At 74.8% G+C, this 22,868-nt stretch carries 13 protein-coding genes; 6 read left to right on the forward strand and 7 right to left on the reverse strand.

What is annotated here, in order from left to right:
• Nucleotides 1-206 precede the first annotated feature (206 nt).
• Nucleotides 207-1,049, forward strand: a complete 843-nt coding sequence (locus tag ACZ34W_RS19880; protein WP_465605796.1) for an alpha/beta fold hydrolase — start codon at nucleotides 207-209, stop codon at nucleotides 1,047-1,049.
• 149 nt (nucleotides 1,050-1,198) lie between these two features.
• Nucleotides 1,199-1,630, forward strand: coding sequence for an Ohr family peroxiredoxin (locus tag ACZ34W_RS19885; RefSeq protein WP_329491978.1), 432 nt, complete (start codon nucleotides 1,199-1,201; stop codon nucleotides 1,628-1,630).
• Nucleotides 1,631-1,817: 187 nt separating this feature from the next.
• Here the strand turns inward: ACZ34W_RS19885 and ACZ34W_RS19890 are convergent, their stop codons facing one another.
• A complete protein-coding gene (locus ACZ34W_RS19890; RefSeq protein WP_329485329.1) occupies nucleotides 1,818-2,588 on the reverse strand; it encodes an alpha/beta hydrolase in 771 nt (256 codons plus the stop codon).
• A 275-nt stretch (nucleotides 2,589-2,863) separates the two neighbouring features.
• Nucleotides 2,864-4,480 (reverse strand): tannase/feruloyl esterase family alpha/beta hydrolase, encoded by a 1,617-nt coding sequence (locus tag ACZ34W_RS19895; protein WP_465605799.1) that lies wholly within the window; start codon nucleotides 4,478-4,480, stop codon nucleotides 2,864-2,866.
• A 472-nt stretch (nucleotides 4,481-4,952) separates the two neighbouring features.
• Between ACZ34W_RS19895 and ACZ34W_RS19900 the strand changes: the two genes are divergently transcribed.
• Nucleotides 4,953-5,144: a hypothetical protein gene (locus tag ACZ34W_RS19900; RefSeq protein WP_465605801.1), complete on the forward strand. Its 192-nt coding sequence runs from the start codon at nucleotides 4,953-4,955 to the stop codon at nucleotides 5,142-5,144.
• A 64-nt stretch (nucleotides 5,145-5,208) separates the two neighbouring features.
• On the opposite strand, the gene ACZ34W_RS19905 is transcribed toward ACZ34W_RS19900, so the two are convergent.
• Nucleotides 5,209-8,055 (reverse strand): helix-turn-helix transcriptional regulator, encoded by a 2,847-nt coding sequence (locus tag ACZ34W_RS19905; RefSeq protein ID WP_465605803.1) that lies wholly within the window; start codon nucleotides 8,053-8,055, stop codon nucleotides 5,209-5,211.
• A gap of 198 nt (nucleotides 8,056-8,253) precedes the next feature.
• On the opposite strand from ACZ34W_RS19905, the gene ACZ34W_RS19910 reads away from it, so the two are divergent.
• Complete coding sequence (locus tag ACZ34W_RS19910) at nucleotides 8,254-10,569, forward strand: ATP-binding protein (RefSeq protein ID WP_465605805.1); 2,316 nt, start codon at nucleotides 8,254-8,256, stop codon at nucleotides 10,567-10,569.
• A gap of 44 nt (nucleotides 10,570-10,613) precedes the next feature.
• Here ACZ34W_RS19910 and ACZ34W_RS19915 read toward each other — a convergent pair whose 3' ends face one another.
• On the reverse strand, nucleotides 10,614-11,333 hold the full coding sequence (locus ACZ34W_RS19915; RefSeq protein WP_465605807.1) for a 2-phosphosulfolactate phosphatase: 720 nt from the start codon (nucleotides 11,331-11,333) through the stop codon (nucleotides 10,614-10,616).
• 572 nt (nucleotides 11,334-11,905) lie between these two features.
• Here ACZ34W_RS19915 and ACZ34W_RS19920 point away from each other — a divergent pair.
• The gene (locus ACZ34W_RS19920; RefSeq protein ID WP_465605809.1) at nucleotides 11,906-15,076 is read left to right on the forward strand and encodes a TIM-barrel domain-containing protein; all 3,171 of its coding nucleotides are present in this window, start codon (nucleotides 11,906-11,908) and stop codon (nucleotides 15,074-15,076) included.
• A gap of 490 nt (nucleotides 15,077-15,566) precedes the next feature.
• Entirely contained in the window at nucleotides 15,567-16,802 is a 1,236-nt protein-coding gene (locus ACZ34W_RS19925; RefSeq protein ID WP_465605811.1) for a sensor histidine kinase, read from the forward strand.
• 62 nt (nucleotides 16,803-16,864) lie between these two features.
• Here the strand turns inward: ACZ34W_RS19925 and ACZ34W_RS19930 are convergent, their stop codons facing one another.
• From ACZ34W_RS19930 to ACZ34W_RS19940, 3 genes are all read right to left on the reverse strand, one after another.
• A complete protein-coding gene (locus ACZ34W_RS19930) occupies nucleotides 16,865-18,031 on the reverse strand; it encodes a serine hydrolase domain-containing protein (protein ID WP_442906728.1) in 1,167 nt (388 codons plus the stop codon).
• Nucleotides 18,032-18,192: 161 nt separating this feature from the next.
• Entirely contained in the window at nucleotides 18,193-19,338 is a 1,146-nt protein-coding gene (locus ACZ34W_RS19935; RefSeq protein WP_465605814.1) for a serine hydrolase domain-containing protein, read from the reverse strand.
• A gap of 350 nt (nucleotides 19,339-19,688) precedes the next feature.
• Entirely contained in the window at nucleotides 19,689-22,013 is a 2,325-nt protein-coding gene (locus ACZ34W_RS19940) for a M4 family metallopeptidase (protein ID WP_465605816.1), read from the reverse strand.
• Nucleotides 22,014-22,868: the final 855 nt, after the last annotated feature.

The following is a 22,868-nucleotide window of genomic DNA, read 5'->3' on the forward strand; positions in this document are numbered from 1 at the left end:
AGTCGGCGGCTCGCTGGTTCGCCCCGGCCGGGCCGTCGGCGGGTGCCGGGACCGACCGTCATTCGACGGATCCGCGGCGCCGCCCGTGCCGCGAGGGTGGAACCACCGAGGCGCCCACCGTCCGCTCGGACGGGTTCGGGGCGCCGCATCGGCCCACTGACCCGCGTACCGGTACCCGTACCCGTACCGAACGGAAGGACTGTCCCATGGCATCAGGAAAGAGCACCCGGAAGCGCCGGCTGGCAACGGCCGCGGTCTGGGCCGCGGCCGCGAGCGTCGTACTGGGCACGGCCGTGGCCGGGGGCACCGCGAACGCGAGCGCGCCGGTCGCGGTCGGCGTCAGGCCGACGATCGTCCTGGAACACGGCGCGTTCGCCGACGCGTCCAGCTGGAACGGCGTGATCAAGCGGCTCCAGGCGGACGGGTACCCGGTGGTGGCCCCCGCCGTCCCGCTCCGCGGCCCCGCCTCCGACGCGGTCGCGCTGCGCGGCCTGCTCCAGCACATACCGGGGCCGAAGATCCTGGTGGGCCACTCCTACGGCGGCTCGGTCATCAGCGCGGCCGGCGCGAACGACCCGCAGGTCAGGGCCCTGGTGTACGTGGCGGCGTTCCTGCCCGCGCCCGGGGAGACGGCGCTGGAGCTGTCCGGCAGGTTCCCCGGGTCCACCCTCGGGGACGCGCTGGACCCGGTCACCTACCCGCTGGCCGACGGCACCGCCACCACGGACCTGTACATCCGGGCGGACGCGTTCCGCCACCAGTTCGCCGCCGACGTCCCCGCCGCCCAGGCGGCGCTCATGGCCGCCACCCAGCGCCCGATCGCCCAGAGCGCGCTCCAGGAGCCGGCCACCGTCGCCGCCTGGACGGAGAAGCCGAGCTGGGACGTCGTCACGACCCAGGACCTGAACATCCCCGAGGCCGCCCAGCTCTTCATGGCCCGCCGCGCCCACGCCCGCGTCACCCTCGTCCCGGCCTCGCACTCGGTCGCCGTGTCGCATCCGGGGACCGTGGCGCAGGTGATCGAGGAAGCCGCCCGGACCACCCGCTGAGGCGGACCGGAGCGGCGGCTCCCGGGGCCCGGCGTCCGGCCCGCCCCGGCAGCGGCACCGCAGATCTGACGCTCCATCAGCAGGAGCAGGCATCCGAACCGGTGACCGCGGACGCGGAGCGCCGGACCGACACGCACGAGGAGAAGGACATGGCAGTCAGTTACACCGGTGTGGTCACGGTGACCGGCGAGGGGCGCAACGGCGGGCAGGTCACCGCCAGCGACGGCCTGCTCAGCACCGCACTGGCCATCCCGAAGGCGCTGGGCGGCGCGGGCGGCGCCACCAACCCGGAGCAGCTGTTCGCGGCCGGCTGGGGGGCGTGCTTCCTGGGCGCGGTGCGGCGTGCCGCCGCCGAGCGCGAGGTCCGGCTGACCAGCACCGCCGTCACCGTCGAGGCCACGCTGACCCACGGCGACGACGGGGAGTTCGGCCTCAGCGCGGTGCTCGACCTCGAACTCGGCGGCGTGGACCAGGCGATGGCCGAGGAGCTGGGAGCCGCCGCGCACCGGCTGTGCCCCTACTCCAAGGCGACCCGGGGCAACATCCCGGTCACCGTCCGCGCGAGCGCGGTGGCCGGCTGACGCGGCCCGAGTCACTCGCGGCGGCGGTGAACACGTTCTGACGCGCACGGCGCACAGAGCGAATCACGCGCACACACCGAGGGCCCCGCCACGGCGGGGCCCTCGGTCGTGTCGTGTTCCCGACCGGACCGGCCGGGAGTACGGGGGCCGGCACAGGCGCGCGGCCCCCGATCGGGCTCCCGGCCGGTCAGCGGGCCGGGGCGGTGGGGCGGACGCCCCGCTCGTCGAGCCAGTCGAGGACGTAGTCGGCGACGGACCGCCAGCCGCTGTCGATGACCAGGGAGTGGCCCCGGTCGGCGAACTGCTTGAGGTCCGTGGTCGCGGTGGAGTCGCCGTACGCCTTGTAGACGGCGCGGGTCACGCAGTCGGGCACCAGCAGGTCCTCCTGCCCCGACACCAGCAGCAGCGGCCCGCGGGCCGCGTTCCGGGTGTCCGCCGAGGTGCTCGGGTGCCGGGGGCCGCCGCCGCAGCCGAGGTCCGCCAGCAGGCGGCGCGGGGCGGGCACGACGTAGCGGTCGTACAGCCGCTCGCCCTCCGCGCCGCCGACCGTGGTGCCGAGGAGGTCGCGGAAGCGCTCGGGGGTGAGCGGGACGGCGAGGCGCGCGGACGCGCAGGCGCAGTCCGGGCAGCGCAGCGCCACGTCGTTGACGGGCGCCGGGGCGAGGGCCACCGCGGCCCGGCCCAGGCCGGCGCCGACCAGGTGCTGCGCGACCAGTCCGCCGACCGAGTGCCCGATGATCACCGGCGGGACCTCGAAGGAGCGCACGATCCCGGCGTAGTGGTCGGTGAGGCCGTCCAGGCCGAGGTCGGGCACCCGGTCCGGGTGCTCGCGGGCCTCCCGCGCGGTGGCGGCCTCGCCGGGCCACCCCGGCGCGAGGGCGCGGTAGCCGTGGCCGGTGAAGCGCTCGACCCAGCACTCCCAGGACAGCGCGTGCAGCCAAGCGCCATGGATGAACACGACGGGAGTACGGATCACAACGGGCCCTCCGAGCGGGATGTCGGCCTGCACCGGCGTGCGGCGACCGTTCCAGCATCGGTCCGGGCGTCGCCCACGGGATCAGTCGAATGACTGAGGCCACGGGGTACCGACAGGAACGGACGACACCCACCAACGGGCGACACCACCGGGCGCGCACGGCGCGGCACCGGGGCGGCGCAGTGGCCGCCCCCACCGAAACGTCCCGGCCCGCACCCCGGGGAGAGGGGTACGGACCGGGACGGCCTGGGGACGGGTCAGCGCCGGGTGGCGGGCCCGCAGCGGAAGTTGGCGCCGTCGGCGGTGTCGCCGTGGCCCTGGTAACGCGGGACCATCGGGTAGGCGCACAGGTCGCGGGTGACGGTCCGGCCGTCGGCCGTCGGCAGGGTGGCGGGCAGCGTCCGCGGGGCCTCGCCGTGCTCGACCCAGGCGGTCAGTGCGGCGAGGTCGGCGCCCTGACCGAGGAGTCCGCAGTGCGACGCCCCCGGGGCGAGGAAGACGCGGTAGAAGTCGTCGACCTTCTTCGCGCCGCCCATCCGCTGCTCGACCCGCTCGCGGTACTGCACCGTGCCGGCGGCAGGGATGAACTGGTCGGCGGATCCGTGCCAGGTGAGGAGCTTGCCGCCGGCCTTCCGGAAGCCGGACAGATCCGGGTCGTCGGTGCCGATGATCCGGTCGTACTCGGCCTCGGACTGCCGGAACAGCTGGGCGAACCGGCCGGTGGTGAGGGTCGTGAGGTCGAAGGCCGGCTGCTTCTTCAGCCAGGTCGACACCCAGGCGGCCGGTACCGGGAACGGCGTGCCGACCCGCTCTCCGGTGGTCTCGTCGACCTTGCTGCCGGCGAGGCCGGCCAGGTCGGCGCCGATCGGCACGCCCGACCACAGCTTCGTGCCCGAGGCGGTGCGCGGGCCGTCCCAGATCCGGCGCACCACCTCCGCGTCGGCGGCGGTGATCGTCAGCCGCCCGCCGTCGCACTCGACGGTGGTGCCGATCAGCCGGCGCGGGTCGAAGCCGCACGCGTCGGGGTCGGTCAGCAGCCCGTCCGCGGCGCCGTCGAGCCGGTCGCAGGCCTGGACGGCGGCGTCGGTGAAGGCCTTGAACTCGCACGCGGTCGGGAAGGTCCCCGCCTCGTTCATCACCACCTGCGGCCACAGCGTGGCCACCTCGAACTCGTCCCAGTTGACGGCGGGCGCGTTGGCGAGGATGCCGTCGTAGTCGGCCGGGTACTTCTGGGCCTCCGCGTAGCCCTGGCGCCCGCCGGTCGAACAGCCGTTGAAGTAGGAGTAGGACGCGGCCCGGTCGTAGTGGGCGGCGACGACCTCCTTGGCGACCACCGCGGCCTCGTGCTCGGAGCGGGAGGCGAAGTTCTCCAGCAGCGCCCGGTCGGCCCGGCCGTCGGCCTTCAGCGCCCACGTGGTGTCGAGGTAGGTGCCGACGCCCGCGTCGGTGGTGGCGGCGGCGTAGCCGCCCTTGACCGCGCCGGCCAGGCCCGCGCCGTAGTCGCCGGCGGCGTACGCGCTGCCGCCCACCGTCTGCAGCCGGCCGTTCCAGTTCTGCCGCGGCAGCCAGACCCGCACCGTGGCGTGGTCGCCCTGGCCGGGGTGGGTGAGGGTGATCGTCACGTCGCAGAACGCCGGGACGTCCGGGACCTGGGCCGCCGGCTGCGGGAACACCGCGGGTACGTCGAAGGTGCCGGCGGCGTGGGCGACCGCGGCGACCCGCTCCACCGCGGTGCCCGTCGGGGCGTGCACCGCGGGGCTGGTACAGCCGTGCGGGGCGGCGGAGTCGGGCGCGGCGGCCGAGGCGCCGGGCGCGTACACCGCGGCGGCGAGGGGCACGGCGGCGGCGAGGGCGGCCAGGAAGCGTCGGTTCATGGAGGTCCCTTCCCAGGGGTGGTGTGGTGTGGTGCCCGACGGGGAACGGCGTTGTTCGGTCGGGCGGGGCGGCGGCCGCCGGTCGGGGCGGACCACAGACTCCCGGCGGATTCGCGGGTACCGGGGTCGGGCCCGCGACCGGGGCTCGCCGGTCAACTGTGTGCCGCGGCCGGCCACCACCACATCAGTCATCCGACTGCCGGTCGGGCAGCGCCGTCGGCGCAGTCGTACCGGCCGGCCACGGCTGTTGCGCCCCCTCACGCACCGTCAAACCGGTCCGGCACGGGGCCCGGACCGACTGCGGGGAGGGGCTCGGCCACCAGGGCCGCCCTCCCAGGGTCGGCTTTCGGGGTCGTCTTCCGGGGTCGGCTTCCGGCGTCGTGGGAACTCCCGCCCCGGCGCGGGAATCCGCCGGACCGCTGCCACGTTCCCCGGGTACGACACATCCGCCACCTGCCAGCCGGAGGTCCCTGTGAAGCCCCGCGAACACGGCACCGACGACGCGGCCGAGGCCGGCCGGGCCCGCTTCCGCACGCTGCCCGAACGGATCCGCCCGGAGCAGACGTCCACCTCACTGCCGGCCTCACCGGCCGGCCCCGCACGGGGCTCGTACAGCCAGGACGACTGGCTGGCCCGGAACGTGTGGTGCGGCACGCTGCTCTGAGCCCGGGGCGGTCCGGTCCCAGCGCCTGTCTGACGATCCAGGTCGCACGCGCAGCAGGAATCCCCTACCGCTCGGGCTGCTCCCCCGGCTGGTCCGGGAGGGCGGCCAGGGCGTCCCGCAGGGCCGCGCGGGAGGTCACGCCCAGCTTGGGGAACACCCGGTACAGGTGGGAGCTGACGGTGCGCGGCGAGAGGTGCGTCCGCTCGCCGATCTCCTTGTTGGTCAGGCCACCGGCGGCGAGGTCGGCGATCCGGCGCTCCTGCCAGGTCAGCGCCGCCGGGTGCGCCGCGGCGGAGTGCGCCGGGGCGCCGCAGAGCCGCAGTTCGGCCCGGGCCCGCTCGGCCCAGCCCCGGGCGCCGAGCCGCTCGAAGGTCTCGACGGCCCCGCCGAGCACCGGGCGGGCGGCCCGCGGCCCCAGGTGCTGGCGCAGCCGGATGCCGTGCGCCAGCCGGACGCGTGCCAGCTCGAACGGGAAGTCACCGGCGGCCGGGTGCTCCTCGGCCCGGCGGTACATCTCGGCCGCCTCGGTGCCGTCCTCGGCCGTCATGGCGAGGGCTCCGAAGGTGATCACGGCCAGCCGGGGCGAGACCTCGGGCAGGCCGGCGTCCCGGGCCGCCAGGGCGTGCCGGCGGGCCTGCTCGGCACGGCCCGTGTGCAGGGCGGCCTCCACCAGGTCGAGCACGGTGCGCGAGGCCTGGTGCGCGCAGGGTTCGAGGACGCCGGGGGCGGTGATGCCGATCGCGCACAGGTAGGCGGCCTCGTAGTCCCCTTCGCTGAGGGCGGCCGTCGTCCCCACCGTGTCCGCGATCTGGGTGAGGAAGCCGATCCGCCGCGGCCGGGCCCACCGGTCGACCACGGCCTGCAGGTCCCGTGCGCGGTCGAGGTCGCCGCGCAGCGCCGCGAGCACGGCCAGGTAGGCCCGGCTCTGCTGGGCGAAGAGGACGTGGCCGTGGGCCAGGGTCAGTTCCAGGACCTGCTGTCCGGTCCGCTCGGCCGCCTCCCAGTCACCCGAGGCGGTCTGGTCCAGCATGATCAGGTGCAGCATGGTCATGCCGGTGCCCACCGCGCCGGCCCGCAGTTCGCGCTGCACGCTCCGCCGCAGGTACGTCCGGTAGTGGCTCAGGGCGTCGACGTGGTAGGCGGCCACGCCCAGCCGGGTGATGTCCCACGGGTCCAGGTCCGGGTAGGCGGCGAACGCCGCGGCGACGCGTTCGCCGACCCCGGCGCCGCGGCGCACCACGTCGCACCAGGCGTCCTGGTAGACGCGCGAGTTCGGGGGGACCAGGACACCCAGGGAGTCCAGCAGGCGGTGGGTCCGCTGCCAGGACGTGCTGTCGCCGGCGTACTGGCTGACGGCCAGCAGGAGGTTCACCAGCCGGGTGAGTTCCTCGCTCGGCGCGGGGGCATCACCGACGGTCCGCCCGGCCGCGCCCCCGATGGTCCGCGCCGGGACGCCGCCGACCGGCTGCCCGGCCGCGCCGTCGACGATCCGCTCGACGGCCGCCGCCACCTGGCGGTGGGCGGACCGCACGTCCCCGTCCTCGTAGAGGACGGCGTACGCGAAGGCCAGGGCGGAGGCCGTCGTCCCGGCCCGGCCGGGCGCGCTGTCCGCGCCGACCAGGCGCTGGGCCTGGTCGAGCAGTCCGGCGTGCCCCGCGACGAACGCCGCGTCCCCGAGCCGGCGGGAGCGGTCCTCCGGGGTCCGGCTCAGCTCCGCGGCCCGGGTCAGCCAGGTCACCGCGGCGGCCGCGCCGCCCCGGCGGGTCGCCGACGCGGCCGCCTGCTCCAGGGCGGCGGCCACCTCGTCGTCCGGATCGACCGCGGCGGCGGCCAGGTGGGTGGCCCGGCGCTCGATGTCGTCCCGGTGCACCTCGGCCAGCGCCGCGTGGGCGGCGCGCCGCTCGTTCGGGGTGGCCGCCCGGACCACGGTCGAGCGCACCAGCGGGTGCCGGAACACGAACTCGCCGCTGAAGTGGTCCTGGTCCAGCAGGCCGACGGCCGCCGCCTCGTCCACGTCCCGCATGCGGTAGCGCGCACCCGCGGTCGGGCCGGCCGGGGCCCCCGCGTTGACGCCGTCCAGGGCGCCGCGCAGCAGCTCCGCGCGGGCGGCCGGTCCCAGCGCCGCGATGCGCGCGCCGAAGACCTGGCGGAACCGGTCGGGAAGCGGGACGACTTCATGGCCGTCCGGCTCCGCGGGGGCGGGCCGTGCGGCGCTCCCGCCCAGGTACGACGGGAGTTCCAGGAGGGCGAGGGGGTTGCCCTGGGCCTGGTCGAGCACCCGGCGGCGGACCCGCGGGTCCACGTGCGGGTGGCGCTCGTCGAGCAGTCGCTCGGCGGCGGGCCCGTCCAGCGGCGGCACCGGCAGCGCGGGCAGCGCGGCCGCGTCGAACCCGGCGGAGCTCTCGGGCCGCAGGGCGACCAGCAGCTTCACGGTGTTGCCGGCGAGGCGGCGGCCGACGAACCCGCAGACCTCGACGCTGGCCGCGTCGAGCCACTGGCCGTCGTCCAGCACCAGCAGGAGGCGTTCCTGCGCGGCCGCGACCGCGACCAGGTCGAGCACCGCGATCCCCAGGGCCATGACGGACGGGGCCCGTTCCCGGCTGCGTCCGAAGACCACGTCGAAGGCGACCCGGTGGACGTCGTCCAGGCGCTCAGCGTAGGGGAGCAAGGGGTGGAGCAGCTGGTGCAGACCGGCGAAGGGCAGGTGCGACTCCGCCTCGACGCCGACCGCCCGGACCACCCGGTAGCCGACGCCGCCCGCGTACTGCGCGACGTGCTCCAGCAGGGCGCTCTTGCCGACACCGGTCTCACCCTTGAGCACCAGGGCCTGGCCCTGCGGCGCGGCCAGGAACGAGGCGAGGACGGCCCGCTCGGCCTCCCGGCCGACCATGGGCGTGGCGAGGGACTCCACCGTGTGCTGCTCCTTCCGCCCGGCGGGCCGGCTGTGGCCCCGCGCCCACTCTCTCCTCCTCCGGTGCCCGGGGGCCAGGCAGTTGACCGGCGGTTGGCAGGCGGTTTCGCCCGCCGCCTCCCGGTGGACGGGTGCGACAACCGACCCGCCCGGATGAGATGATCTCCGTCGAGGGAGCAGGTCGGGGGGTGTGGGGCGATGGAGCAGGCGACCTTCGGCGCGCTGCTGCGGGCGGCACGCGGGCGTGCCCGGTTGACGCTCGACGGGCTCGCCGGCGCGTCCGGCGTCAGCGTGCGGGCGATCGGCGACCTGGAGCGCGGCCGCAGCGTCCCCCGGCACGGCACGCTGGACGAGCTGATGGACGCCCTGGCCCTGGACGAGGACGAACGGCGCACGCTGACGGCCGCCGCCCGGCGCACCGCCGACCCGGCTCCGGCGACGACGGAGCCGGAGTCGGCGACCGCCGCCACGGCTCCGCCGGTCCCCCGCCAACTGCCGCCCGCCCTCCGGACCTTCCGCGGGCGGGACGACGTCCTGGCCCGCGTCCGGCACCTCGGCGGCGGCCCCGGCGACCGGGCCGGGCACCCGCCGGTGGTCGCCGTGGGCGGTATGGCCGGAGTGGGCAAGACCAGCCTGGCCGTCCACTGGGCCCACCGGGTCGCGGACCGGTTCCCCGACGGCCAGCTCTACGTGAACCTGCGCGGCTTCGACCCCTCGGGCACCGGGCTGGACCCCGCCGAGGCGCTCGGTGGCTTCCTCCGCGCGCTCGGGGTGCCGGGAGCGTCGATCCCCGACGGCGCCGAGGAGCGCGCCGCCGTGTTCCGGGAGCTGCTGGCCGACCGCCGGATGATCGTGCTCCTCGACAACGCGCGCGACTCGCAACAGGTACGGCCGCTGCTGCCGAGGTCACGGCACTGCCTCACGGTCATCACCTCCCGCAACCACCTGACCGGACTCGCCACCACCGACGAGGTCCGGCTGGTCGACCTCGGCCTGTGGACGGCCGAGGAGAGCCTGGACGCGCTCGCCGCACGGATCGGCCCCGAGCGCGTGGCCGCCGAGCCCGCCGGGGCGGCCGAGCTGGTGGACCTGTGCGGGCGCCTCCCGCTGGCCGTCGCGATCGTCGCCGCCCAGCTGGCCGCGGAGCCCGCCCTGGCGCTGCGGGTCGCCGCCGGTGAACTGACCGGGGCCCGCTCCCGGTTGGACGCCCTCACCACCGACGACCCGCACGCCGACGTCCGGGCCGTCTTCTCCTGGTCCTACCGGGCGCTCGACCCGGCGGCCACCCGCTTCTTCCGCCACCTGACCGTGCTGCCGGGCCCGGTGTTCTCCGCCGAGGCGGCGGCCTCCGCCGCGGGCGAGCCGATGGCGACGGCCCGCCGCCTGCTGCGCTCCCTGGTCGCCGCCAGTCTGCTCAGCCGTGACGCGGACGGCTGCTTCGTCCTGCACGACCTGGTCCGGGAGCACGCCGGGGACCTGCTCGACCAGGAGGGCGACGACCGCTACGCCGCCGAGATCCGGCTGCTCGACTACCTCCGCCACAACGCCCGGGCCGCCGTCCGGGCGTCGGAGACCCGCCCCATCCACGAGCTGGACCACGCACCGGCGCCCGGGACGGTGCTGCTGCCCTTCGACGGCCGCGAACAGGGCCGGGCCTGGTTCCAGCGGGAGGAGCGCACCATCCTGGCCGCCCTGCGGACGGGCGACGACCCCCGGCTGCTCCACTACCGGATGGGCCTCGCCCACGACTGCATCCCGCACTTCTCCGCCCGGGGGCAGTGGGCCGACGAGATCGCCATGCAGCGGCTGGCGCTGGAGGCGGCCCTCCTGCTCGACGATCCGGAGGGCATCTGCCGCACCGCGGCCTCGCTGGCCCGCGCCCTCGCCGAGACCGGCCGCAGCGAGGAGGCGGACCGGGCGGTCGGCCACGTCGAACGCCGGCTCCACCTGCTGCCGCCGCTCGCCCAGGCCAACGCGCAGCGCAGTCTCGGCTGGGTCCGCGGCCGGCAGCGGCGGCACGGCGAGGCCCTCGGGCACGCCCGCACCGCACTGGCGATCTACCGGACCCTGGCGGACGACAACCTCATCGCGCGTGAACTCAACGCCGTGGGCTGGTACCTGACCCTGCTGGGCCGGCACCGCGAGGCCATCGCCACCTGCCGCGAGGCGCTGCCGCTGCTCCAGGAGACCGGCAACCGCTTCAGCGAGGCCGCCACCTGGGACAGCATCGGCTACGCGCTCCACCACCTGGGCCAACTGGAGGAGGCCGTCCACCACTTCCGGACCTCGCTGGGGCTCTACGAGGAGCTGCTCGACGGGTACAACCAGGCCGAGGTGCTCGACCACCTGGCCGGGACCCAGCAGGCCCTCGGGGACGCCGATGCGGCCCGGGCCAGCTGGCTCCGGGCCGCGGACCTGCTGGGCGCGCTCGGCAACTCCCGCGCGGACGAGATGCGGGCCCGCGCCCTGACCGGCCGGGAGCCGGCCGGCTCGTCCGCCCACGCGGGCGACTGACGGTCTGTCGGGCGCTCAGGCCCGGGCCCGCAACCGGTGCCCCGCTACCCGCCCGGGAGCGCCCGGGCCGAAGCCCCGTCGGCCACCGGGGGCGCCGGGTGGGGGCGCAGGACCATCAGCGAGTCCTCCCAGGTCGCCACCACGGCGAACGGGAACCGGTCGAGTTCGAGGCAGAGCGCGACGTCGTCGGGGTGGGCTCCCTGCCGCACCCCCTCGGCGAGTTCGGCGGCGGCGCGTGACCCGCCGGCGCGGCGCAGGTACTCGGCGGCGTCCGTCCCGGCACCGGTGGCCCGCCCGGCGATGTACCGGGCGCAGGCCTGGTCCTCCTCCGCGTGCCCGTCCTCGCCGGTGACCACGAAGGTCACGCTGTCGCACGCTCGCGCCCGCAGCAGCCGGGCCGTCGCCTCCGCCACCACGAAGCCCGCGCACAGCACCAGTGCCGCGTCCCTGACGGCGAGTGCGCCGACCGTCCCCGCGGTGGTCTTCTGCACCACGGTCCGCCCGCCGAGGTCGGCGGAGCGCAGCAGGCCGGGCGAGTTGACGAGGTCGAAACCGGGCGCGGGCGGACCGTCCTTGAGCGCCAGCCACTCCGGGTGGTGGGCCTTGAGTGCCAGGGCATCGTCCAGCGACTCGGCGAGAACGATCTTCTCCGCCCCCCGGGCGAAGGCCCAGGGTGCCACGGTGAAGGCGCGCATGACGTCGACCACGACGGCCACGGACGGGGCTTCGGCCAACTCGGCGATGCCGAGGAAACGAGTGTCCATCCGGTCATGATCACGCAGGGCGGACCCGGCGCGCCCGGTCAGTGACGCGCCTCACAGCGACGGGGGCCCCGCCGGACAGCCGCCCCCGCACAGCGCGGGTCGCTCCACCAGGGCGGCGGCCACCCGGCGGACCAGGTCGCGGCGCCGGGTGCGATCGGCGGGGCCCACGACCGCCAGCACCTCGGGGTTGGGCCGCCCTCCGGGACGCCCTCGCCCGAACCGGCGCCTCGGAGTCCGATTCCTCCAACGTCTGATCACAGGTGCGGTTTTCCCCGCATCTCCCTTCAGATTTCTGCACTATCGCGCCGCCATTTCTGGATAAATCGCCCATCGAACTCCCGCACCTGCATCAACTCGGCCATGACAGCGGCTTAGCGGCCGGAGCGACCCCCGCATGAGCGGTCCCGACCAGGGCCTAGTTGCAGTTATCTGAGTCAAAAGAAGCAGTTGCGCTCATGTTCGTTCTCTTGACTGCACTTTTGGTGAGTGGTGTCATGCCTACGCTGCCCACTCGGCCAGTCGCCCGTCGCGTTCGCCGGCGGGTTCGGACCTTCTCCCGTGAAGGACGTCGCATGCCTCGCAACACAACCCGCTGGTGGCAACGATGGGGTGGGGGGCGGCCGTTAGCGGCCGGGCTCGTCGCCGTACTGGTCGGGGCGGTGCTCTCCGTCACCGGTCCGGCCTCGGCCGCCGCGGCCTCGACCGCCGGGAACGCCACCGGGCTCACGCAGTCCGGGAGCACCTACACGGTGAGCACGTCCAGCGGGGCGAAGGCCCGGGTGGCGATCGCCCGGGCGGACATCTTCCGGATCTGGCTCTCCCCCACCGGCGCCTTCACCGACGACCCGGCCGGCTCCGCGCTGGCCGTGAAGACCGACTTCGGCCCGGTGGTGACGAGTCACTCCGACGCCGGCGCCTACTACCGGATCAACACCGACGCGATGACCATCAGGGTCTACAAGTCGCCGCTGCGGTTCGCCCTCTACCGGGCGGACAACACCACGCCGATCTGGCAGGAGGCCCAGCCCACCAGCTGGACGGCCTCCCAGACCACCCAGTACCTCACCCAGGGCGCCGACGAGCAGTTCTACGGGACCGGCCTGCGGCTGGGTGAGTGGGCGCTGCGCGGCAAGACGGTGCCGATCTCGGTGAGCAACACCTGGCGGGAGAACGACAACGCCAGCCCGGCGCCGTTCTACATGTCGACCAACGGCTACGGCGTCATGCGCAACACCTGGGCCCCCGGCAGCTACAGCTTCGGCGCACCGGGCTCGTTCACGCACGACGAGAAGCGGTTCGACGCCTGGTACGTCGTCGGGGACTCGCTCAAGGGCGTGCTGAACTCCTACACCGACGTCTCCGGGAAGCCCTTCCTGGCCCCGATGTGGGGCTTCGAACTGGGCAACGCCGACTGCTTCAACGCCTCGAACCCCACCTACCAGGGCGACCACGACCGCGTCCGGCACCAGACGACGCCCGACGTGGTCGGCTACGCGACGGACGCCCGCAACGCCGACATGCCGTCGGGCTGGTTCCTGCCCAACGACGGCTACGGCTGCGGCTACACCGATCTGCCCGGCGCCGTCAGCGGGTTGAAGGCCAAGGGGTTCCAGACCGGCCTGTGGACGTCGACCGGTCTGTCCAACATCGGTGACGAGGTCAGGACCGCCGGCAGCCGGGGCGTCAAGACCGACGTCGCGTGGATCGGCGGCGGCTACAAGTACGCGTTCGACGGCGTCCAGCAGGCCGTCAAGGGCATCGAGGACAACTCCGACGCCCGGCGCTACGTGTGGACGGTGGACGGCTGGGCCGGGACCCAGCGCAACGCGGTCGTCTGGACCGGCGACACCTCCGGCACCTGGGACGCGATGCGCTGGCACGTGCCGGCCATCACCGGAGCCGGGCTCTCGGGCCTCAACTACGCGTCCGGCGACGTCGACGGCATCTTCGGCGGCAGCCCGCAGACCTACGTCCGGGACCTCCAGTGGAAGGCGTTCACCCCGGCGTTCATGACCATGTCCGGCTGGGGCCCGACCGCTCCCTCGGCCGGGTACAACGACAAGGAGCCCTGGCGCTTCTCGGAGCCGTACCTGTCCATCAACCGCAAGTACCTCCAGCTCAAGATGCGCATGATGCCGTACCTGTACACGATGAGCCACACCGCCGCGCAGACCGGTGTGCCCTCCACCCGGGCGATGGTGCTGGAGTACCCCGACGATCCGGTCGCCCGGGGCAATCTGACCAGCGGTCAGTTCATGGCCGGTGACTCCCTGCTGGTGGCGCCGGTGGTCACCGACACCACCACCCGCGACGGCATCTACCTGCCGGCCGGCACCTGGACCGACTACTGGACCGGCAAGGCCTACAACGGTCCGGGCTGGCTCAACGGCTACGCGGCGCCGCTGGACACCCTGCCGCTGTTCGTCAAGGGCGGCGGCATCGTCCCGATGTGGCCCCAGATGAACTACACCGGGGAGAAGCCGGTCTCCACCCTGACGTACGACGTCTACCCGCGCGGCAACTCCTCCTTCAGCCTCTACGAGGACGACGGGATCACCCGCGCCTACCAGGGCGGCGCCTCCGCCACCCAGCCGGTGAACGTCACCGCGCCGACAGCCGGCACCGGCACCGTCACCATCGACGTCGGCGCCAGCACCGGGTCCTACACCGGCAAGCCGGCCTCCCGGGGCTACGAGTTCAGCGTGCACGCGGCCTCGGCCCCCAGCGCGGTCTCGGTCGGCGGCACCCGGCTGGCCGCGTACGGCTCGAAGAGCGCCTACGACAGCGCCGCCACCGGCTGGTACTTCGACGCGGCCGACCGCTCGGGCGTGCTGTGGATCAAGGCCGGCGACAGGTCCGGCGCGTTCACCGTGACCGCGTCCGGTGTGACGGTCGCGGCCGGGAGCGCGATCCCGACCTCCGCCACGCCGATCCCGCAGGCCGGCTGGAAGCTCGTCTCCGCCGACAGCCAGGAGACCGCGGCCGAGAACGGCGCGGCCGCCAACGCCTTCGACGGCGACCCCGCGACCCTCTGGCACACCGCCTGGTCCGCCGGGAACGCCCCGCTGCCGCACGAGGTCCGGATCGACCTCGGCGCCCGCTACAACGTCGACGGCATGACCTACCTGCCGCGCCAGGACGGCGGCAGCAACGGCCGGATCGGGTCGTACGAGGTGTACGTCTCCGACAGTGCCGACACCTGGGGGACGCCCGTCGCCACCGGGACCTTCGCCGACTCCGCCGGGGCGAAGACCGTCACCTTCAGCCCGACGACCGGCCGCTACCTGCGGCTGCGGGCCCTCACCGAGGCGGGCGGCCGCGGCCCCTGGACCAGTGCGGCGGAGATCACCGCCACCGGCCGGCCCACCCCGCTGCCGAGCAACGCGGAGCTGGTCAACGCCGCCTCCTCCAGTTGCGTCGACCTACCGGGCAGTGCGAGCACCCCGGGCACCCAGCCCGCCCTCTACGGCTGCCACGGCGGACCCAACCAGCGGTGGACCTTCCAGCCGAACGGCACCCTCACCGGCCTCGGTGGCAGCTGCCTCGACGGTGGCGCGGCCGTCGCCGCCGTCCAGACCTGCAACGGGTCGAGCGGCCAGCAGTGGCAGCTCGGCGGCGCCGGCACCGTGACCAACGGCGGCCGCTGCCTCGCCCCCGTCGGCGCGGCCACCGCCTCGGGCACCAAGCTCGAACTCGCCACCTGCAACGGCACCGGCGCCCAGCGCTGGACGCCCACCCCGTAGTCCACCGACGGCCGTTCCCGCTGCCCGGCCCCCACCGGGCAGCGTGGACGGCCGTCCTCCGTCCAGGAGGACGCGGGGGCGACCGGTGCCCGCAGGGAGGCCGGCTGGCGTGGCCTCGCGATGGTCATCGCCGCCGACACCATGACGTACTCGGACATCCCGTTCTCCGGCCGTGCATCCCCGCCCCGATGTCGACGCGTGCGTTCTGCTCGACGCGGCGCGGTCGGCACACCCCCGACCCTCACCCCCTGGCGGCGGGGTCGCGCGGGGGCCCGGGGGCCGCCGCACGGCCCCGACCAGGACCAGGGGCCCGGTCGGGGATCGGCCCCCGGTACCGGTTCGGGGCCGGGAGCCGCTGCGACAATGGGACCACCGACGCCCCCGGAACCGCAGGTCACCACAGGTCACCGCAGGGGACGGCGCACGGACGACGGCTGCGGCGGACCCGCGAGGGCCGGTCCGCCCGGCCACGGAAAGGACCGCCACCAGCATGTCGACGCACCACCGGCCCCCGCCGCCCTCACCGGGAACCGACGGCCTGCCCTGGACGGCCAGTGACGCGCTGGTGGCCGTCGCGGCGGCGGCCCTGGACCTCCTCGGTTACTCGATGGGCGGGCCGGACGGAAGCCCGCCGATCGGCCTGACCGCCGTGGTCCTGCTCGTCCTGGGAGCGGTACCGCTGCTCACCAGGCGCCGCTACCCGCTGGCGTCGCTGTCCGGCGTGCTGGTCCTCGGTCTGGCGCTGAACCTGAGCGTCGCGGTGCCGCAGCACTTCAACTGCGCGCTCTGCGTCGCGCTGTTCGCCGTGGCCCGGTCCCGGGGCATCGCGGTGGCGGCGCCGGCCGGCCTCGTCGCGGCCGCAGTGCCGCTCCTCGGGCGGGGGTACCCGTGGCCCCCGCCGGTCTCCGGAGTGGCGGTCAACCTGCTCGCCGCGGCCCTGGTCGTCGCCGCGGCCGAGGTGCTGAAGCGCTGGCAGCACGAGGTGGAGGTCAGGCGCCGGCTGCTGGCCGACCGCGCGGTGGCGCAGGAGCGGCGCCGAATCGCCCGGGAGCTGCACGACATCGTCGCGCACCACATCACCACCATGCAGTTGATGGCCGGCGGTGCCCGCGCCCACCTCGACCGCGACACCGAGGTGGTGCGCGACGCCCTGGTCACCCTGGAGGGCTCCGGCCGGATGGCGCTGCGCGAGATGCGCCACCTGCTCGACGTGCTCCGGGCCGGCGACGAGCCGGACGACGGGGCCCCGACCGCGCCGCAGCCCGGGATCGGGCACCTCGGCGGGCTCGTCGAGGAGTCCCGCAGGGCGGGTCTGCCCACCGGGTTCACCGTCCGGGGCGAGGAGCGCCCGCTGCCGCCGAGCACCGGCCTGGCGGTGTTCCGGATCGTCCAGGAGGCCCTCACCAACACCCGCAAGCACGCCGGCCGGGCCCGGGCGAGCGTGGAACTGACGTACCACCCGGACCGGATCACCATCGAGGTGACCGACGACGGCGCCGCCGCACCGGCGGACGCCCTGGAGGGTGCCGGAGCGGGGGCAGGAACGGGGGCCGACGGGCCGGGGCCGACCGCGGGCCGCCCCGGGTACGGACTGATCGGCATGCGCGAACGCGTCGCGCTGCAGGGCGGCAGCATGGTGGCGGGCAGCGTCGACGGGGGTGGCTTCCGGGTGCTGGCCACCCTGCCGGTCGCGGCGGTCGGCGGCGGAGCGGAGGAGCTCGACTGACGGCTCCGCTGACGGCCCCGCGGCCCCTGAGCCAGGGGCCGCGGGGCCGTCAGCGGGGCGGGTCAGCGGCAGAGGGCCGCGTCCAGGGCGTCCGCCATGTGCTGCGCGCCGGTCGCGCCCGGGACGGCGGTGACCGTGATGGTGGCGGCCCGCCCGTCGTCGGTCACCCCGCCCCTGGTCCGGTAGCCGGGAGAGGTGCCGCCGTGGCCCCAGGCGAGGCCGCCGCAGGAGAGCGGCTTGCTCTGCAGCCCCAGCCCGTAACGGACCCCCGGGCCCAGCAGTTCGGCGGGCACGGTGGTCCGCATCTCGGCGAGCTGGGCCGGCGGCAGGAGACGGCCGCCGAGCAGCGCGGCGAAGAACGCGTTGAGGTCGGTGTTGGTGGAGACGATCCCCCCGGCCGCCCAGGCCATCGAGGCGTCCATCTCGGTGTAGTCGACCAGCGGCGCGTCCGGCGAGCCGCGGAAGTAGCCGTGCGGGTGGGCCTCGTGGACGGCGGTGTCGCCCGGGGCGGGGAAGTAGGTGTGCCGCAGGCCGACGCGGTCGATGACGCGCTTGGTGATCACCTCGCCGACGGGCCGTCCGGTGACCTTCTGGACGAGGAGCCCGGCGACCAGGTAGTTGGTGTTGCTGTACTCCCAGCTGCTGCCGGCGGGGAAGCGGGCCTTCTGGACGAGGGCGCCGTCGAGCAGCTCGCGGGGCTCGAAGTAGCGGTACTGCACGGTGGTGAAGTCCGCGAGGGCGGGCGCGTCCATGTAGTCGGGCAGGCCGCTGGTGTGCTGGAGCAGCTGGCGGACGGTGATGGCGCGCCCGTCGATGCCGTCGCCGCGCAGCAGGCCCGGCAGGTAGGTGTCGACGGACGCGTCGAGGCCCACCTTCCCCTCCGCGACGAGCTGGAGGACGACCACGGCGGTGAAGGTCTTGGTGTTGCTGCCGGCCCGTATCTGGCCGTCCACGGGGACCTTGGCCCCGGTGGCGAGGTCGCCGACCCCCGCGGTGTAGTCGCGGGTACGGCCGTCGCGCCCCTTCACGGCGGCCAGCGCGGCCGGCAGCCCGTCCTCCTTCACCAGGGCGGTCAGACTCGACTGGACACTGTCGGGCCGGCCGCCCGCGAACGCCGTCGTCGGCGCCAGCGCTCCGGCCACCACGGCACCCGCGGCCAGGGCGGTCACGACCGCCACCGCCCGGTGCCGGCCGCGGCGGGTCCGGCTCTGCGGGACGTACTCGCTCACGATGGAACTCCTCTGCTGGGAATGCTGGGGGAACTGATGGGGGGCAAATGGGGAGACTGATGGGGGCCCGACGGGGCGCGGGTGCCGCGCACCGTGGCGCGCGGCACCCGCCGGTCATGCCGGTCATGCCGGTACGGACGCTCCGGTCCGGCCGGGGAGGGTCAGCGGCACAGCGCCGCGTCCACCGCGGCCTCCACGTGCTGCCCGGTCTCGCCGCCCGGGATCATGGTCACCGCGAGGCTGACGGCCCGGCCGTCGTCGGTGGCTCCTCCGGCGGTGTCGTAGCCCGGGATGGTCCCGCCGTGGCCCCAGGCCACGCCGCCGCACGACAGCGGCCGGCTCACCAGGCCCAGTCCGTAGCGGGCGCCCGGAGCGATCACGTCGGCGGCCACCGTGGTCCGCATCTGGGCGAGCTGCGCCGCGGGCAGCAGGCGGCCGCCGAGGAGCGCGGTGAAGAAGCGGGTGACGTCGCTCGGGGTGGAGACGGCCGCGCCCGCCGCCCAGCCCCAGGACGGGTCCAGTTCGGTGTAGTCGCGGAGCGAGCCGTCCGCCGCCCGGTTGTAGCCCTTGGGGTGGGCCTCGCGGATGCCCATGTCCCCCGGAACGGGGACGTAGGTGTGCCGCAGGCCGATCCGGTCGACGATGCGCCGCCCGATCTCCTCGCCGAGCGGCCGCCCGGTGACCTTCTGGATGATCAGGCCGGCCAGCAGGTAGTTGGTGTTGTTGTACTCCCAGCTCGTCCCCGGGGCGAAGTGGGCCTTCTGGCCCAGCGCCGCGTCGAGGAGTTCGCGCGGCTCGTAGTACCGCGTCGGGTCGGTGAGGATGGCGTCCTTGTCCACGTACTCGGGCAGGCCGCTGGTGTGCTGGAGCAGCTGACGGACGGTGATGTGACGCCCGTCGATGCCGTCACCGCGCACCAGGCCCGGCAGGTAGCTCTCCACCGGGGAGTCCAGGCCGACCTTCCCCTCCGCGACGAGCTGGAGGACGACGACGGCGGTGAAGGTCTTGGTGTTGCTGCCGATCCGTATCTGGCCGTCCATCGGGACCCTGGCCCCGGTGGCGAGGTCGCCGACGCCGGCCGTGTAGGTGCGGGTACGGCCGTCGCGGCCCTTCACGGCGGCCAGCGCGGCCGGCAGCCCGTCCTCCTTCACCAGGGCGTTCAGGCTCGACTGGACGCTGTCGGGCCGGCCGCCCGCGAACGCCACGGTCGGCGCCAGCACCCCGGCCGCCACCACACCCGCGGCCACCGTGGTCGCCACCCAGCGCCGACCGTGGCGGCTCCGGCTCTGCGGGACGTACTCGTTCATGGAAGGACCTCTCTTGATCGATGGCACCGGTGGTTCCCGGCTTGCTCAAGAAGACCATTCGGGGACAACGGAGTTCGTCCGCAGCCAGGACGAACCCCAGGTGGGAGCAGGCTCCGGGCGAGCGGTCCCGGCCAGGACCGTACTCCTGGGACCGAGAGGACCTGACTTGGCGTCAGCGAGCGGGCGCGACGGGGACGCCGGCCCCGCCCGGGTGGGTGGAGCCGACGCCGGGGCGCTCCCGGGCACGGCACCGGCGGGCGAGGCCTCCGGGCCCCGCCCGCCGGACCGCCACCCATGCGCGTCAACTCCCGGCGCGGCCGGAAGTCCGTTCGCTCACGGGCCCGTTGCGGTCAGCCGCGGATCTCGACGGTGACGTCGTCGAGCACGAAGCTGGTCTGCAGGGAGGTGTCCTCCCTGCCCTTGAAGCCGAGCGTGACGGTCCGCCCGGCGTAGGACGAGAGGTCGACGGTGTGCCGCGTGTAGCCGTCGGCCCGGTCGAGGTTCGAGTGGGTCGCCACCTCGGCGCCGTTCACCGTGACGCTGAGCCGGTCGTACTGGGTGGTCGAGGTGGTCTCGTCCGAGCCGACGTGCAGCCAGTACCCCAGCATCGTGGTGCAGCCCGCGGGGACGACGACCGTCTGCGTCAGGGTGTCGGTGTGGGAGGACCCGTAGCCGTCCAGCCAGGCCTTCCAGGTGCCGCCGTGGGCCGGCTGGGCGAGGTCGGCGTCGACGACGCTGCCGGACGTCGTCCAGGGCGCCGCGGCGCCGCTCTCGAAGCCGGCGTTGCCGACCAGCTGCGCCGAGGGGCAGGGTCCGGTGCCGTCGGTGACGGCCCAGGTGAACCCGGTGCTCGCGGTGGCGCCGGAGGCGAACACGGCGGTCACCGTCACGGCCGCCGAACCGGCGGTACCGGGCACACCGGTGATCCTTCCGGTGCCGGCGTCGATGGACAGGCCGTCCGGCAGACCGGCTGCCGAGTAGGTCGGCGCGCCGGAGCCCCCCACGGTCGGGAGCAGCAGGTCGACCCCCGTCCCGACCGCGGTGACCTGGTCCCCCGGATGCGTGATCGCGGGCGCGACGGACAGGGCCGTTCCGACGTTGACGGCGCTCCAGGCGGCGCCGACGGCGGCGTACTCGCCGCTGCCGGCGCCGTACAGGTCCTCGGCCGCCCGCAGGGTCGCGGTGCGGGCAGCGGCGTAGTCGGTGGTGGAGGTCATGTAGACGGTCAGCGCCCGGTACCAGACGGCGGCGGCCTTGTCGCGGCCGATCCCGGTGAGCGTGGAGTGGTCGAAGGTCGGGCTGTCGTAGGCGACGCCGTTCACGGTCTTCGCGCCGCTGCCCTCGGAGAGCAGGTAGAAGAAGTGGTTGGCGACCCCGGAGGAGTAGTGGACGTTGCGGCTCCCGATGCCTCGGTACCAGTAGTCGGCCGAGACGCCGTCCTTGGACGGCTTGTCCATGAAGCGCAGGGGTGTGCCGTCCCCGTTGATGTCGATCTTCTCGCCGATCAGGTAGTCGGGGGTGTCGGCGGGCAGGTCGGCGGAGAACTCCACCATGGTCCCGAGGATGTCGCTGGTGGCCTCGTTCAGGCCGCCGGACTCGCCGGAGTAGACGAGGCCGGCCGTGGCCGCGGTGACGCCGTGGGTCATCTCGTGACCCGCGACGTCGATCGCGGTCAGCGGGTGGACGTTGCCCTCGCCGTCGCCGAAGGTCATGCAGAAGCAGCCGTCGTCCCAGAACGCGTTGACGTACCCGTTGCCGTAGTGCACCCGGCTGGACGCCCCGACGCCGTCGCCCCGGATGCCCTCCCGGCCGAAGGCGTTCTTGTAGTAGTCCCAGGTCGCCGCGACGCCGTAGTGCGCGTCGACCGCCGCCGACTCGCGGTTGGCCGGCAGGCCGTCACCCCAGGTGTCGGTGGCCCGGGTGAAGATCGACCCGCCACCGCCACCGTTGCCCAGGTCGGTGGTGTACGTGCCGCCGCGGGTGCCGTCCTTGAGCTGGTACCCGGAGTCCGTCGGGGTGGTGGCGATCGGGACCTCGCCGACGTGGACGCCGTGGCCAGTGCCGGTCTGCACGCCCTCGAAGGTCCGGATCACCTCGCCGTCCGCCGCGTCGGTGATCACGTGGAGCCGGCTCGGGGTGCCGTCGGCCTCCACGCCCTCGGTCACGGTCTCCCACGCGACGCGCGGGGTGCCGTCGGCGGCCCAGACCACGAGCCGGGGCGGTTGGCCGACCGCGGCACCGGGTCGGGCGTGGAGGGCGGCGGCCTGCGCCCGTTCGGCGTCCAGCGCGGGCTTGGTCACGAGGCCGGCGAGGGGGGCGGCGGAGGCACGATCGACGCCGTGGAGGGATCCGTCCGCGGCCTGATGCACCACCAGGTCACCGCCCAGGACGGGGAGTCCGGCATAGGTCCGCTCGAAGCGCAGGTGCCGGGCACCGTCCGGGTCGAGGACGACGTCCTTGGCGACGAGCCGCTCCTGGGGAGCCAGGCCGAGGCGCTGGGCGACGGCACCGCTCTGGCCGTCGGCCGCCGCCAGGGCAGCGCTCCGGCCGTGATCGGGCGCCGACACCGGGACGGCTGGCACCGGCTGCGCGGTGACGGCCGGGGCGCCGGTCGCCAGCAGGGCGGTGGTGATGGCGAGTGCGGCGAGACTGTACGCGGGAGCTTTGCGGGACACGAGCACTCCTTTGCCTGCCGACCGCGGGTGCGGCCGGGCACGGGTCCGCGCCGCAGGGTGCGGCGCGGGGTGCGGCCGGCCGGTGATCGTCGGGTGGGACGCCGGGCGAGCCGCTGCGGCTCTGGACGGTGCGGGTGCGGCACATCGAGTGACTGCCATGCACATGACATGAATGCCGCGACACGTCGACTTCGCGACAACGGCGTCAACCTGCGCGCAGCATCAACCCCCCGAGAGAGGCCCCGAGGGAGGAGATGTTGGAATCATAGCCATCAAGTTGGAATGACTGTTTGAATCTGCGCCATTATGGTGCCACGGCCGATGCTTTCCGGCCGCCGGGTGGTCCCCCGGGCCGTGGAACACCGGCAGGTGTTCCACGGCGCCCGGGCCGCCCCCGTCCGGCCCGGGCGTTCGACCTGCGACGGACCCCGCCACGGCGATCAGCCGTCATCGGCCGGATCCCGACGCTCCTCGCCCGGTGTGGTCGTGCCTGGACCACTCCACCCTGCGCAAGCTCCGCACGCTCGATGTCGGCCAGGCCCCGACCGGCGGCCGGGCGTCCTCCCTCGGCCCGGTCGGCGGAGGCCACGGGGCACACACGGTCCGGCGGGGTCCCCGGGACGGCCCTCCGTGGAGACCCGCCAAGGAGCCGGTACCAGGGTTCGGACGAACACACGGAACTCTCGGCACCCCCTGGACTCCGCGCCTGCGGAGCGGGTAGAAAACGCGCAGGGAGCATTTCGCCGCCGTCCGCGGAGGCAGCGCAGACCGCGTCGAGGCGACGCTCACCTACCTGCTTCCCACAGCGCGGTACCGAGCATCCGCAGGCCGTACGGCTCGACGCCGACCCCTCAA

It is taken from the genome of Kitasatospora sp. NPDC022856 (assembly GCF_055561235.1).